Annotated in this window: 12 protein-coding genes; 6 read left to right on the top strand and 6 right to left on the bottom strand. The window is 68.4% G+C overall.

Annotated elements, in window-relative coordinates; all coding sequences use genetic code 11:
- Window positions 1-396 precede the first annotated feature (396 nt).
- Together SK095_RS01230 and SK095_RS01225 are read left to right on the top strand one after the other, a co-directional pair.
- Window positions 397-1,161, top strand: coding sequence for a 4-hydroxy-tetrahydrodipicolinate reductase (locus SK095_RS01230; RefSeq protein ID WP_136490369.1), 765 nt, complete (start codon window positions 397-399; stop codon window positions 1,159-1,161).
- Window positions 1,162-1,229: 68 nt separating this feature from the next.
- Window positions 1,230-3,914 (top strand): HAD-IC family P-type ATPase, encoded by a 2,685-nt coding sequence (locus SK095_RS01225; protein ID WP_320547614.1) that lies wholly within the window; start codon window positions 1,230-1,232, stop codon window positions 3,912-3,914.
- Window positions 3,915-3,951: 37 nt separating this feature from the next.
- Here the strand turns inward: SK095_RS01225 and SK095_RS01220 are convergent, their stop codons facing one another.
- The 4 genes from SK095_RS01220 to SK095_RS01205 form a co-directional block, all read right to left on the bottom strand.
- Window positions 3,952-4,740: a transglutaminase family protein gene (locus SK095_RS01220; protein ID WP_320547613.1), complete on the bottom strand. Its 789-nt coding sequence runs from the start codon at window positions 4,738-4,740 to the stop codon at window positions 3,952-3,954.
- Window positions 4,737-5,681 carry an alpha-E domain-containing protein gene (locus tag SK095_RS01215; RefSeq protein ID WP_320547612.1) on the bottom strand — a complete coding sequence of 315 codons (945 nt, stop codon included), beginning with the start codon at window positions 5,679-5,681 and terminating at the stop codon, window positions 4,737-4,739. The genes SK095_RS01220 and SK095_RS01215 overlap by 4 nt, the downstream gene beginning before the upstream one ends.
- Window positions 5,682-5,694: 13 nt before the next feature.
- Entirely contained in the window at window positions 5,695-7,131 is a 1,437-nt protein-coding gene (locus tag SK095_RS01210; protein WP_320547611.1) for a circularly permuted type 2 ATP-grasp protein, read from the bottom strand.
- A 261-nt stretch (window positions 7,132-7,392) separates the two neighbouring features.
- Complete coding sequence (locus tag SK095_RS01205) at window positions 7,393-7,731, bottom strand: ribonuclease E inhibitor RraB (protein ID WP_136490364.1); 339 nt, start codon at window positions 7,729-7,731, stop codon at window positions 7,393-7,395.
- A 741-nt stretch (window positions 7,732-8,472) separates the two neighbouring features.
- Here SK095_RS01205 and SK095_RS01200 point away from each other — a divergent pair.
- The 4 genes from SK095_RS01200 to SK095_RS01185 all read left to right on the top strand — a co-directional run bounded on the left by SK095_RS01200 (window position 8,473) and on the right by SK095_RS01185 (window position 11,202).
- Window positions 8,473-9,093, top strand: coding sequence for a DUF922 domain-containing protein (locus SK095_RS01200; RefSeq protein ID WP_201487080.1), 621 nt, complete (start codon window positions 8,473-8,475; stop codon window positions 9,091-9,093).
- A 123-nt stretch (window positions 9,094-9,216) separates the two neighbouring features.
- Window positions 9,217-9,699, top strand: coding sequence for a GNAT family N-acetyltransferase (locus SK095_RS01195; protein WP_136490377.1), 483 nt, complete (start codon window positions 9,217-9,219; stop codon window positions 9,697-9,699).
- 40 nt (window positions 9,700-9,739) lie between these two features.
- On the top strand, window positions 9,740-10,804 hold the full coding sequence (locus SK095_RS01190; protein WP_320547610.1) for an NAD(P)H-dependent flavin oxidoreductase: 1,065 nt from the start codon (window positions 9,740-9,742) through the stop codon (window positions 10,802-10,804).
- Window positions 10,805-10,983: 179 nt separating this feature from the next.
- Window positions 10,984-11,202, top strand: coding sequence for a DUF1059 domain-containing protein (locus SK095_RS01185; RefSeq protein WP_136490361.1), 219 nt, complete (start codon window positions 10,984-10,986; stop codon window positions 11,200-11,202).
- Between the two features lie 154 nt (window positions 11,203-11,356).
- On the opposite strand, the gene speE is transcribed toward SK095_RS01185, so the two are convergent.
- Window positions 11,357-12,217: a polyamine aminopropyltransferase gene (gene speE, locus SK095_RS01180; RefSeq protein WP_320547609.1), complete on the bottom strand. Its 861-nt coding sequence runs from the start codon at window positions 12,215-12,217 to the stop codon at window positions 11,357-11,359.
- 146 nt (window positions 12,218-12,363) lie between these two features.
- The gene (mtnC, locus tag SK095_RS01175) at window positions 12,364-13,047 is read right to left on the bottom strand and encodes an acireductone synthase (protein WP_320547608.1); all 684 of its coding nucleotides are present in this window, start codon (window positions 13,045-13,047) and stop codon (window positions 12,364-12,366) included.

The following is a 13,047-nucleotide window of genomic DNA, read 5'->3' as shown; positions in this document are numbered from 1 at the left end:
TCCCTTCGCGTAAAGCCTTGATCGTACTGGGCATATGCCGCGAGGCAAAGCGCCGCGACGGAGAATTGCCAGACCGTGCACGCCCCCGGCGCCGTGCCGGTGCAGCCAACCCGGCGGCGGGGCTGAGCGGGCGGCAATGCCCCCGATTTCATTGCGGGATATTACAGCGCCGCAAACCGCTTGAACCGGGGGCTGCAGGGCGCTGTCCCGCTTTCGTCACATGCCGCGGGCAGGCTCGGAGCGCCCCCATGCGTGGACCGGACGCGCCGCCCTGGGTTAAGGTCGGGCCGCGGTTCGTCCGCCTCGACGGCCGCACAGGGCATTGAACGCGCAGTTATTTTCCCCGGGAGAAGGCGTATTCGGACAACAACAACCAGACACTCGAGGATGTGGAAATTGAAGGTTGGCTTGATTGGTTTCGGGCGTACGGGCAAGTCCGTCGCCTCCGTGCTGCTGCACAGCAGCGACACCACCCTGGAGTGGGTGATCCGCGGTTCGGCGAATCCGGAGAGACGCTCCGCCGCACAGTACCTGGACATCGACACCGACAACCCGGCGATGATCTTCGGCCATGACGAGATCGCCATGCGCGATCTGCTCGACCGCCAGCCGGTCGACGTGATCATCGACTTCTCCGGCCACGACGGCCTCGACCTCTATGCAGAAGAGGCGCGCGCACGCGGCATCGCGGTGATCAGCGCCATATCCCAGTACCCCGAGGAGCGCGTCGCGCAGCTGCGCACGCTGGGCGAGCACACCCGCGTGCTGTGGTCGCCGAACATCACCCTCGGCATCAACTTCCTGATCCTCGCGGCGAAGATCCTCAAGCAGATCGCTCCCGAGGCCGACATCGAGATCATCGAGGAGCACTTCGCCGCCAAGCCGGAGACCTCCGGCACCGCCAGGGTGATCGCCGAGACCCTCGACAAGTCGGCCGAGGACATCAAGTCGATCCGCGCCGGCGGCATCGTCGGCCGTCACGAGATCCTCTTCGGCTTCCCCTATCAGACCGTGCGCCTGAGCCACGAGTCGATCGCCCGCGAAGCCTTCGGCAACGGCGTGCTGTTCGCCGCCCGCAACCTGCTCAGCCGCGAACGCGGCTTCTACAGCATGCAGGACCTGCTGGAGCCCTATGTCCGCGAGCAGGTCGCCAACGGCTGAAGCACGTACAATCCAGAGGTAGCGGCCCCCGGTCGCGTCACCCGGGCGGCGAGCACAAGGAGACGGTCATGCCGGCAACGCCACAGGACTGGCACGCGCAGAGCCCCGAGCAGTGCCTGCAGCAGCTGGACAGCCGCAGCAGCGGCCTGAGCGCCGCGGAAGCCGCCAGGCGCCTGGCCGCGCACGGCCCCAACCGCCTGCCGGAAGTGCGCGGCCCGGGCTGGCTGCAACGCCTGCTGCGCCAGTTCCACAACCTGCTGATCTACGTGCTGCTGGGCTCCGCCGTGCTGGTGGGCCTGCTCGGCGAGTGGCTGGACTGCCTGGTGATCGTCGGCGTGGTGCTGATCAACGCCCTGGTCGGCTTCATCCAGGAGGGCAAGGCGGAACAGGCCATGCGCTCGATCCGCCAGCTGCTCACCCTCGACAGCCGCACCCGCCGCGGCGGCCTGAGCGCCCTGCTGCCGGCCGAGCAGCTGGTGCCCGGCGACATCGTCCTGCTCGAGGCCGGCGACCGCGTGCCGGCCGACCTGCGCCTGCTCGAGTGCCGCGACCTGCGCATCGACGAGGCGATGCTCACCGGCGAATCGCTGCCGGCCAGCAAGCAGGTGGCCGCGGTCGAGGCCGCCGCCAGTCTCGGCGACCGCAGCTGCCTGGCCTTCTCCGGCACCCTGGTCAGCGCCGGCAACGGTTGCGGCGTGGTGGTGGCCACCGGCGGCGACACCGAGCTCGGCCACATCAGCCACCTGCTCGGCAGCGTGGAGAGCCTGCGTACCCCGCTGCTCGACGACATGCAGCGCTTCGCCCGCCAGCTCACCCTGATCATCCTGCTGCTCGCCGGCTTCACCTTCCTCGTCGGCGTGTTCCTGCGCGGCTACTCCGGCGACGAGATGCTGATGGCCGCCGTGGGCCTGGCGGTGGCGGCGATTCCCGAGGGCCTGCCGGCGGTGCTGACCATCGTCCTCGCCCTCGGCGTGCAGCGCATGGCCCGCCAGCGGGCGATCGTCCGCCGCCTGCCGGCGGTGGAGAGCCTCGGTGCGGTGACGGTGATCTGCTCGGACAAGACCGGCACCCTGACCCGCAACGAGATGACCGTGCAGCAGGTGTTCACCGCCGCGCACAGCTACGCCATCCAGGGCGTCGGCTACGAACCCAGCGGCAACCTCACCCGCGAGGGGCTGGTCATCGAACCGCACCAGGCGCCCGACCTGCTGGAGCTGGCCCGCGCCGGCCTGCTGGCCAACGGCGCCAGCCTGCACCAGGGCAGCGAGGGCTGGCACATCAGCGGCGATCCCACCGAGGCCGCACTGCTGACCCTCGCCGGCAAGCTCGGCCTCAGTGACGGCGCGGAACTGGCGCGCCTGCCGCGGGTCGACGCCATTCCCTTCAGCCCCGAACTGCGCTGCACCGCCAGCCTGCACCACGACCATGCCGGCCACGGGCTGATCTACCTGTTCGGCGCACCGGAGCGGCTGCTCGAGCTGTGCAACCGCCAGTGGCACGACGGCAGCGCCGAACCGCTCGACCCGCGGGCCTGGCATGCCCGCATCGAGCAGGGCGCCGCCCACGGCCTGCGCATGATCGGTCTGGCCATGCGCCCGCTGGCGGCACCGCGGAGCGAGCTGGACTACGCCGACCTGCAAGGCGACTTCATCCTCCTCGGCCTGGTCGGCATGCTCGACCCGCCGCGTGCCGAGGCCATCGCCGCCATCGCCGAGTGCCGCAGCGCGGGCATCGCGGTGAAGATGATCACCGGTGATCATGCCGCGACCGCCGCGGCCATCGCCACGCGCCTGGGGCTGGCCGACGGCCCGCCGCTGACCGGCGCCGAACTGGACCGCATGGACGATGCCGAACTGGACACGCGCCTGGCCGGAACGGCGGTATTCGCCCGCACCAACCCAGCGCACAAGCTGCGCCTGGTCGAACGCCTGCAGGCGCGCGGCGCGCGGGTGGCGATGACCGGCGACGGGGTCAACGATGCGCCGGCGCTCAAGCGCGCCGACATCGGCATCGCCATGGGCATCAAGGGCACCGAGGCGGCCAAGGAGGCCGCGCAGATGGTGCTGGCCGACGACAACTTCGCCACCCTCGCCCACGCAGTGGCCGAAGGGCGCACGGTCTACGACAACCTGAAGAAGTCGATCCTGTTCATCCTGCCCACCAACGGCGGCCAGTCGCTGGTGCTGCTGGCCGCCATCGCCCTCGGCCTGACCCTGCCGATCACCCCGCTGCAGATCCTCTGGGTCAACATGGTCACCGCCGTGACCCTGGCGATGGCGCTGGCCTTCGAGCCGCCCGAGGGCGACCTGATGCGCCGCCCGCCGCGCGATCCGGCAGCCTCGCTGCTGTCCGGCCACATGCTGTGGCGCCTGCTGCTGGTCGGGGCGCTGCTGACCGCGGCCAGCCTGGGGCTGTTCCTGCATGCCCAGCAGCTCGGCCTGTCGCTGGAGCTGAGCCGCACCCTGGCGGTCAACGCCCTGGTGGCCGGCGAGATCGGCTACCTGTTCTGCGCGCGCCGGCTGAACGCCCCGGCCGCCTTCGGCGTGCGCGACAATCCGATGGTCTGGGTCATGGTTCTGCTGGTGGCGGCGCTGCAGCTGGCATTCAGTTGCTGGCCGCCGCTGCAGGCGCTGTTCGGCACCGCCAGTCCGGATGCCCGCGGCTGGGCCCTGGTGATCGCCGCCGGGTTGGCGGTGATGCTGCTGGTGGAGATGGAGAAGTGGCTGCTCGGCCGCTGGCGCCGGCGACGCTGAGCGAGGGGGCGGCTCCGCCGAGGAGCCGCCGCGGGGTTCACTGGTTCTGCAGCAGCTCGACGCGCAGCCGCGCGTGCATCTGCTCCTGACCGCCACCCCGGCACATGCCGCGCACCGGGCAGGCGTCGAGGTAGTCGAGGCCGACCGCCAGCTTGATGTGGCGCTCGGGTCGCGCCAGGCGGTGGGTGACGTCGAAGCTGTACCAGGCGCCATCGAGCCAGGCCTCGGCCCAGGCGTGGCTGGCCAGGTGGCGACTGTCGGCGGTGCACAGGTAGCCGGACACGTAGCGGGCCGGCACGCCCAGGCTGCGCGCGCAGGCGAGGAACACGTGGGTGTGGTCCTGACACACGCCGGCGCCGAGGGCGAAGGCCTGTGCCGCACTGGTCTCGACGCCGGTGGCGCCCGGGGTGAACGGCATGCGCTGGTACAGCGCCTCCATCAGCGCGCTCAGCGCCGCGCGGTCGCGGTGCACGCCGCAGCACTGGCGGGCGAAGTCACGCAGCACGGCGTCGGCCGCGGTCAGCCGGGTGCTGCGCAGGTAGGGCAACGGCGAGGCGGCGTCCGCCTCTCTGTCGCAGCGCTCGTCGATCTCCACGTGGCCATGGGCGCCGATGACGATGGCCTGGTGCGGACCGTCGAGGGTCAGCACATGGAGGATGTTGCCGTTGCCGTCGCGCTGGATGTTGGCCGCCCGCGGCAGCTCCAGCTGCCAGTCGAGCACGCGCTGGCGCGCGCTGTCCTGGGGCGTGAGGCGCAGGTACTGGACGCTGGCGCGCACCGGATCGGCGTAGCGATAGGTGGTGTCGTGGTGGATGGCGAGCCTCATACAGCCTCCAGGTAAGCACTGTGGATGGCGTTGCCCAGTTGGCGGACCAGCAGGATGTAGTCGTGGATCCACGCCTTGAGGCCTTCCTCGAGCACCTCCTCGATGCCGGTGAAGCGCAGGCGCGCCTCCAGTTCGGCGGCCATGCGCTGGGCCGGACGGCCGTTGGTGCCGGGAACCTCGGCGAGGATCTGGCTGAGGGCGGCGATGCAGCTGCGCAGCGAGCGCGGCACTTCGGCACGCAGCAGCAGCAGCTCGGCGACCTGGGCCTGCTTGGGCGAGCCGCGATAGAGGGCGGCGTGCGCCTCGTAGGCGGACAGCGCGCGCAGCAGGGCGCTCCACTGGTAGTAGTCGCGTGCGGTGGACGGGCAGGACGGCGCATCGCCCATCAGTTGGTTGCGCGCATCGAGCAGGCGCAGGGTGTTGTCGGCGCGCTCGAGGTAGGTGCCCAGACGGATGAAGCGCCAAGCGTTGCCGCGCATCAGGGTCCCTTCGGTGGCCCCGCGGAACAGGTGCGAGCGCTCCTTGACCCACTCGCAGAACTGGCTGGCGCTGAAGTTGGCCGGCGACTGGCCGGCGATGTGGCGCATCTCCAGCCAGGTGGCGTTGATGTTCTCCCAGATGTCCGCGGTGATCCGCCCGCGCACCGCGTGGGCGTTGGTGCGCGCCGCGCGCAGGCAGCTGTAGAGGCTGGCCGGGTTGTCGGCGTCGAGGGCGAAGAAGTGCAGGATGCGCTCGGCGTCCAGTTCGCCATGGCGCTCGAGGTAGGCGTCCAGGGTGCCGGTGATCAGCAGCGGCATGGCCAGCTCTTCCAGGCCGTCGCCACGGCCGCCCTGCGGCATCAGCGACAGCGAATGGCTGACATCCAGCATCCGCGCCATGTTTTCCGCGCGCTCCAGATAGCGCGACATCCAGTACAGATCGGCAGCAGTACGACTCAGCATGACTTTCCTCGCCTCAGACTTCGCGGGATTCGGTGGCGGTCGGCTCCTCGACCACCCAGGTGTCCTTGGTGCCGCCGCCCTGCGACGAGTTCACCACCAGGGAGCCCTCGCGCAGGGCCACGCGGGTCAGGCCGCCGGGCACCAGGCGCACCTGCTGGCCGGACAGCACGAACGGGCGCAGGTCGATATGGCGCGGGGCGATGCCGCTGTCGACGAAGGTCGGACAGGTCGACAGGCTGAGGGTCGGCTGGGCGATGTAGGCCGCCGGGTTGGCCTTGAGGCGGGCACGGAAGGCCTCGATCTCGGCCTGGCTGGCGGCCGGGCCGACCAGCATGCCGTAGCCGCCGGAGCCCTGGGTTTCCTTGACCACCAGTTGCTCGAGGTTGGCCAGCACGTGGGACAGCTCGGCCGGCTTGCGGCACTGCCAGGTCGGCACGTTGGCGAGGATCGGCTCCTCGTCCAGATAGAAGCGGATCATCTCCGGCACGTAGGGATAGATCGACTTGTCGTCGGCCACGCCGGTGCCGATGGCGTTGGCCAGCACCACGTTGCCGCTGCGATAGGCCGCCAGCAGGCCGGGCACGCCGAGCATGGAGTCGGGATTGAAGGCCAGCGGATCGAGGAAGGCGTCGTCGATGCGCCGGTAGATCACGTCCACCGGCTGCGGACCGCCGGTGGTGCGCATGAACACGCGCTCGTCGCGCACGAAAAGGTCGGCGCCCTCGACCAGTTCGACGCCCATCTCGCGGGCGAGGAAGGCGTGCTCGAAATAGGCGCTGTTGTAGCGGCCGGGGGTGAGCACCACAACGCTGGGGTTGTCGACCAGGCTGGAACTCTTGAGGGTGTCCAGCAGCAGGTTCGGATAGTGGTTGACCGGGGCGATGCGCTGGCCGGCGAACAGCTCGGGGAACAGGCGCATCATCATCTTGCGGTTTTCCAGCATGTAGGAAACGCCGCTGGGGGTGCGCAGATTGTCTTCCAGCACGTAGTAGGTGCCGTCGCCGTCGCGCACCAGATCCACCCCGGCGATGTGCGCGTAGAGGTTGTGCGGCAGGTCGAGGCCCTGCATGGCCAGCTGGTAGCCTTCGTTGGCCAGCACCTGCTCGGCGGGGATGATCCCGGCCTTGACGATGCGCTGGTCGTGGTAGAGGTCGGTGAGGAACATGTTCAGCGCACGCACGCGCTGGATGCAGCCGCGCTCGACCTGCTGCCACTCGCGGGCCGGGATGCTGCGGGGGATGGTATCGAAGGGGATCAGGCGCTCGGTGCCCTGCTCGTCGCCGTAAAGGGTGAAGGTGATGCCGGCACGGTGGAATAGCAGATCGGCCTCTCGTCGGCGCCGTTCCAGTTGCTCGGCCGGCGTGGCCGCCAGCCAGCGGGCAAAGGCCTGATAGTGCGCCCGGCAATCGCCCTGGGCGTCATACATCTCGTCGTACGTGCTGCGAACCATGCTCGCGGGCTCCCTGTTGTGCCACGTGACACGTACCCTGCAAGGGCCGCGCCAATTTTATAATTCCTTGTAAATCAAGAGCTTGGCGTTAATCGCTGCAGGCTGTGCTCCAAAAGGCAGCAGGCGCTTTCCATGCTCTCGGTGTCGGCGCTTCAAAAGGAGGCAGCCTCGTCGCCTCGCTGCACCAACCGTGATCGTATGAATAATTAACCCCCTTGCAGCAGCGGCTGCAAGGGGCGTCGGGTGAACGTGCGCAACCGCTCAGCGTGGCGGCTCTCCCACTTCCTGGGTGACGCCCCAGCCGTCCAGCACCCCCCCCAGGGGTGCCACCAGCACCTGCAGGACATGCTCGAAATCGTCGATGCCGGCATGGGTGGCATACATCACCTTGCTCACCTGCAGGTGCCAGGCGCCATCGCGCTCGACGACCTGGGCGTTCAGCGATTCGCCGCGAAAACTGCTGGCGGCCTGTCTTGCCCGTTCCTCGTCGGGGAAGATTGCATAGAACTCGATCGGATGAGCTCGGGCAAAGTCGAAGCCTCCCTCCTTCATCCGGCGCAAAACGGTGCTGCTGATATCGTGTGGAGCGATCGTAGCCATTGCCCGCACTCCTCGATTGTTCATCACCAGGAGAAAATCCACAGCCAATCCAGACTAGCCCCAAACCCCGCCGGCTGCATAGCCATCCTGCCAAATCCTGCGCTGCACGCCATGCCTCCCACCCCACCCGGCCGTTACCGGGCGACAGCGTCCACCACAGGGATGCACCGCACAACGAATACCGACATTTCCCATTTAAGCCGCTATCGAACGCCGATATTCAAACGCTCATTCGGGCACATCCGAATACGACAGAAAAGCATCTCGCCGAAGCGCCAGAAAACCGCAATTGCGGCAGGCAGTAAACTGCCAAAAACCCGCAGCGACATGCCGCAAGCGCAGTATCCGGACGCCGCGCAGCCGATTGCCAGGATCCGGACAGGCGCACGGCAGCGGCCTCCAGCCGCACGCTCGGCAGCACGGACAGGCGCGCAAGGCTCTCGCGACACAGGCCCGGCGGCACAGGGCATCCACGGTGGCCGTCGGGAATCCCGGGGCGTCATTCAAATTGCTGCCGCCAGATCTTCGACTGACCACCCACTCCAAATAAACGGACCATCCCGAAATTTCGTAATTTCATATATCCGGCAAATAGCGGCAATTTCCCCCTTTGCTAGCTTCAAGACTGCAGACACAAGAAACCAGCCAGCCAAGTTGATCCAGCCGATGTTTCTTGCGCAAGGAAAACTGCTGCCGACGGGAGGGAACTTATCTATCTGAAACCTGCTGAGAATACTCAACATGCATACCCTGCATTGCACCAGTGCATGTCGGGAGCACAAGGATTCGGTTGCTCGTCAGTCCCTCATCATCTTCGCCCTGTCGCTCGCCCTCCTCGCCGGCGATGCCTTCGCCGAGGTCAGCGAAAGCCTCAGCTACACCGACTACAGGGTCGAGGCCAACGGCAGGCAGTCGCTGTCCAAGCTGCTCGCCAACAGCTCGCCGATCCGCCACAAGGGCAAGACCTTCCATGCCTACACTACCTGGCGAATCAGCTGGCAATACCGCTGGGACAAGGACACCGACGGGGCCTGCAGGATCGCCCGGGTCTCCACCACCCTGGACACCACCATCCAGCTGCCGCGCCTCGACAACGCCAGCGCCCGCCAGCAGGAACAGTTCCAGCGCTACCTGGTCGCGCTGAGGCAGCACGAACTGGGTCACCACCACTACGGCCGACAGGCTGCCCAGGAGGTCGACCGTCAGTTGCAAGCGATGCCGGCGATGCCCGACTGCACGCGCCTGATCGCTGCCGCCAACCGGCTGGCCCATCACATCGTCGAGCGCTACAAGGACGAGGAGCGCACCTACGACCTGGTCACCGTGCATGGCCGCACGCAGGGCGCGCGCCTGGACTACTGAGCCACGGGCAGAGCGCGCGTCGATCTGGGATAATGCCGGCGCCGTGGCGTGATTGCACTCGCCACGGCGCCCTCCCCGATCCACCGCGTCCCCGATTGCCCCATGACCTTCCGACTGCGCCCGCTGGGCGAACCCGACATTGCCGCCGTACTGGCCATCCAGGCCGAGTCCTATGCCGAAGCGCTGCTGGAAAGCGCCGAGATCATCCGCCAGCGCCTGGCGAGCTTCCCCGAGCTGGCCTGGGGCGCCGAGGATGCCGAAGGCGTGTGCGCCTACCTGTTCGGCTATCGCTCGCGCGCCGGCAAGGTGACGCCGCTGGACGGCGTCTTCGCCGAGCCCGAGGCATCCGACTGCCTGTACCTGCACGACCTGGCGGTGAGCCGCCGCGCGGCCGGGCGCGGCATAGGCCCCGCGCTGGTGCAGCGCCTGCTGGAACACGGCCGCGCCAGCCGCCTGAAATATTCCGCGCTGGTTTCGGTACAGGACTCCCAGGCGTTCTGGAGCCGCCTGGGCTATGCGACCACCCGCGAGCTGGAGCACAGCCAGCAGCGCAACCTCGACTCCTACGGCGTGCCGGCGGTGTATATGGTCAGGCCGCTGCATTGAGGGCAGACTGGAGCCCCGTTCCAGTGCAGGAAGCCCCGCGATGCCCTCCATCGACAACGCCCTCACCACCCTCGTCGGCGTCCGCCATCCGCTGATCCAGGCACCCATGGCCGGCGGCGCGACTACCCCGGAGCTGGTCGCCGCGGTCAGCAACGCCGGTGCGCTGGGCTCCTTCGCCGCCGCCACCCTGGCGCCGGCGGCGATCCGCGAAGGCGTGGCGCGGGTGCGCCAGCTCACCGACCGGCCGTTCAACGTCAACCTGTTCATCCTCGACGAGCCGGCGCCCAGCGACGCCGAAGTCGCCGCCGCCCAGGCGCGCCTCGATCCGCTGCGCGCCGAACTGGGCCTGCCGCCCGGCGGCCGGCCGGCGCGCTTCTGCGAGGACAACCGCGCACAGATCGAGACCCTGCTGGAGCTGGCGCCGCCGCTGGTCAGCTTCACCTTCGGCATCCTCGACGCCGCCAGCGTGGCGCGCTTCCACGCCGCCGGCAGCCTGGTGATGGGCACCGCCACCACGGTGGCCGAGGCGCGCGCCTGGCAGGCGGTCGGCGCCGACCTGGTGTGCGCCCAGGGCTGCGAGGCCGGCGGACACCGCGGCAGCTTCCTCGGCGACCCGCAGCAGTCGTGCATCGGCCTGATGGCCCTACTGCCGCAGGTGGCGGCGGCGGTCGACATCCCGGTGGTGGCGGCCGGCGGCCTGATGGACGGCCGCGGCATCGCCGCCAGCCTGCTGCTCGGCGCCCAGGCCGCGCAGCTCGGCACCGCCTTCCTGTGCTGCCCGGAGTCGGGCATTCCGTCCATCTGGAAAGAGGCGATCCTCGTCGCCGGCGACGACAGCACGCGACTGACCCGCGCCTTCTCCGGGCGCCTTGCGCGCGGCATCGCCAACGAGTTCATGCACCGCTTCGCCGCCGAGGAACAACAGGTGCCGGCCTACCCGGTGCAGAACGCGCTGACCGGCGACATCCGCCAGGCGGCGCTGCGCCAGGGGCACAGCGAATACCTGTCGCTGTGGGCCGGCCAGGGCGTGGCCATGGCGCGCCGCCTGCCGGCCGCCGAACTGGTGCAGGCGCTGATGGCCGAGCTGGCCGCCTGCCAGCCCTGAGCAGGCGACCGCTCGGCGGAAAACCCGTACCGCGACCTGGCGGTCCCGGTGTGCGACCTATACTCAAATCAGAGCCGGATGATTCTGGACCCAACAACAACAAGTCCGGAATTGCCGACTCCAGGCCCTGCTCCCGAAAGGGAACAGGTGTCAGCCCTAGCAATCTGGAGGGCGCCATCATGTCCAGGTACTACATCGATTGCCGGAGTCATCCGGGCGACGTGAAGTGCACAGTGGCACTGGCTGCCGACACCAGGGAAGAACTGCTGGAAGCCGTTGTCGAGCACGGCCGCACCGTGCACGGTTACGCAGACACGCCGGAGTTCCGCAACCAGATCATGCAGGGGATGAAAGAAGGTACGCCACCTCTGGAGGCTGAAACGGCCAAGGCGGCGTGACCAGCGGCCCACCGGGAAGCCAGCCGTCTCCCGGGCCTGAACCCTCGGCAATGCGAGGCATGGCCAACGCACAGTCAGCAAGCGACGGCAGCAACCCGTCCGGAAACGAGAAGGGGCCCTGATCGGGCCCCTTCTCTTTTGTCGCGTCCGGACGTCAGTCGTTGCTCGGCTTGTGGATCGCCTGCAGCACGTACTGCGGCAGGGCGAAGGCGCCCTGATGGATGTCGGCGTTGTAGTAGCGGGTGACGATGCCGCTGCCGGCGAAACGCTGGTGCAGGGTTTCCAGCGACAGCTTGCGGTACTCGGGGTTGGTGCTGCCCCAGGCGAAGGTCATCGAGCCGCCGATGTAGGTCGGCACAGCGGCCATGTAGAAGTGCCAGTCGGCGAACAGGCCGTGCATGCGCCCGGCGGTGGTCTGCACTTCGGACAGCTGCATGAACGGCGTGCCGTTCTGGGTGACCAGGATGCCGCCGTCGTTCAGGCAGCGGCGGCAGGCCTGGTAGAAGTTCTCCGAGAACAGCACCTCGCCCGGACCGATCGGGTCGGTGGAGTCGGAGATGATCACGTCGAACTTCTCCTCGGTGGTGGCGACGAAGCGCATGCCGTCGTCGATCACCAGGTTCAGGCGCGGATCGTCGAAGGCGCCCTTGGAGTGGTTGGGCAGGAACTGCTTGCACATGTCGACCACGGTGCCGTCGATCTCGACCATGGTGATGTGCTCGACGCTGGCGTGCTTGGCCACCTCGCGCAGCATGCCGCCGTCGCCGCCGCCGATGATCAGCACGCGCCGGGCCAGGCCGTGGGCGAGGATCGGCACGTGGGTGAGCATCTCGTGGTAGATGAACTCGTCGGCCTCGGTGGTCTGGATCACGCCGTCCAGCGCCATCACCCGGCCCATGCGTGCGTTCTCGAAGATCACCAGATGCTGATGCTCGGTGCGCACTTCATGCAGCATGCGGTCGATCTGGAAGCGCTGGCCGTAGCCCTCGTAGAGTGTCTCGATGTAGTCGCTCATCCGCGTGTTCCTTGTAACCTGTTGAAGACAAAAGAAATTCTAGCCCGAAACGGCCGCTCCGGAAGCTGCCGCCACTGGCTTGAGTGTGGCGTTGCGGCATGACCGCCGCGTGGCAGGCGGCCCGTGCGCCGGGCCGCCTGACGGCTTCAGAAGCGCGCCGGCTCGACGGCGGCGAAGCTCGCCACGGTCGGGTGACCGGCCAGATCGCCGCCGTCGCGGGCCAGGCCGCAGGTGGCCATGCCGGCTTCGTGGGCGGCGTCCAGCTCCTGCACCACGTCGGAGAGGAACAGGATCTCGCCGGCCGGCTGGCCGATGGCGGCGGCGATGCGCGCGTAGGACGCCGCCTCGCGCTTGCCGCCGCTGGTGGTGTCGAAGTAGCCGGAGAACAGCGGGGTCAGGTCGCCCGCCTCGGAACAGCCGAAGATCAGCCGCTGCGCCTGGATCGAGCCGGAGGAATACACGTACAGGGCGTAGCCTTCGGCATGCCACTGGCGCAACGCCTCCACCGCATCCGGGTAGACGTGGCCCTTGAGCTGGCCGGCGCGGTAGCCCTGCTCCCAGACCATGCCCTGCAGGGCCTTGAGCGGAGTGGCCTTGCGGTCGGCGGCGATCCACTCGAGGAGGATGGCGATGACCCGCTCGACGTCGGCGTCGGCCTCGCCGCTCTCGGCGCGCACGGCCTCCAGCTGCGCGGCCACCGCCGGCTCCCCGGCGTGCTGACGAACGAAGTCCGGCAGGTGCTTCACGGCGAACGGGAACAGCACGTCGAAGACGAAGCTGACCGCGCTGGTGGTGCCCTCGATGTCGGTGAGGATGGTCTTGATCGGCAC

The sequence above is a fragment of the Pseudomonas sp. AN-1 genome (genome assembly GCF_034057115.1).
GTDB lineage: Bacteria > Pseudomonadota > Gammaproteobacteria > Pseudomonadales > Pseudomonadaceae > Geopseudomonas.
This window is presented reverse-complemented; position numbering and strand designations above follow the sequence as displayed.

What these genes read in the sequence shown, in the direction of transcription:
- speE (WP_320547609.1), bottom strand. Translation starts at nt 12,217, where the DNA reads ATGAGCGACTACATCGAGACACTCTACGAGGGCTACGGCCAGCGCTTC.
- SK095_RS01200 (WP_201487080.1), top strand. Translation starts at nt 8,473, where the DNA reads ATGCATACCCTGCATTGCACCAGTGCATGTCGGGAGCACAAGGATTCG.
- SK095_RS01190 (WP_320547610.1), top strand. Translation starts at nt 9,740, where the DNA reads ATGCCCTCCATCGACAACGCCCTCACCACCCTCGTCGGCGTCCGCCAT.
- SK095_RS01205 (WP_136490364.1), bottom strand. Translation starts at nt 7,731, where the DNA reads ATGGCTACGATCGCTCCACACGATATCAGCAGCACCGTTTTGCGCCGG.
- SK095_RS01215 (WP_320547612.1), bottom strand. Translation starts at nt 5,681, where the DNA reads ATGCTGAGTCGTACTGCTGCCGATCTGTACTGGATGTCGCGCTATCTG.
- SK095_RS01185 (WP_136490361.1), top strand. Translation starts at nt 10,984, where the DNA reads ATGTCCAGGTACTACATCGATTGCCGGAGTCATCCGGGCGACGTGAAG.
- SK095_RS01210 (WP_320547611.1), bottom strand. Translation starts at nt 7,131, where the DNA reads ATGGTTCGCAGCACGTACGACGAGATGTATGACGCCCAGGGCGATTGC.
- SK095_RS01225 (WP_320547614.1), top strand. Translation starts at nt 1,230, where the DNA reads ATGCCGGCAACGCCACAGGACTGGCACGCGCAGAGCCCCGAGCAGTGC.
- SK095_RS01220 (WP_320547613.1), bottom strand. Translation starts at nt 4,740, where the DNA reads ATGAGGCTCGCCATCCACCACGACACCACCTATCGCTACGCCGATCCG.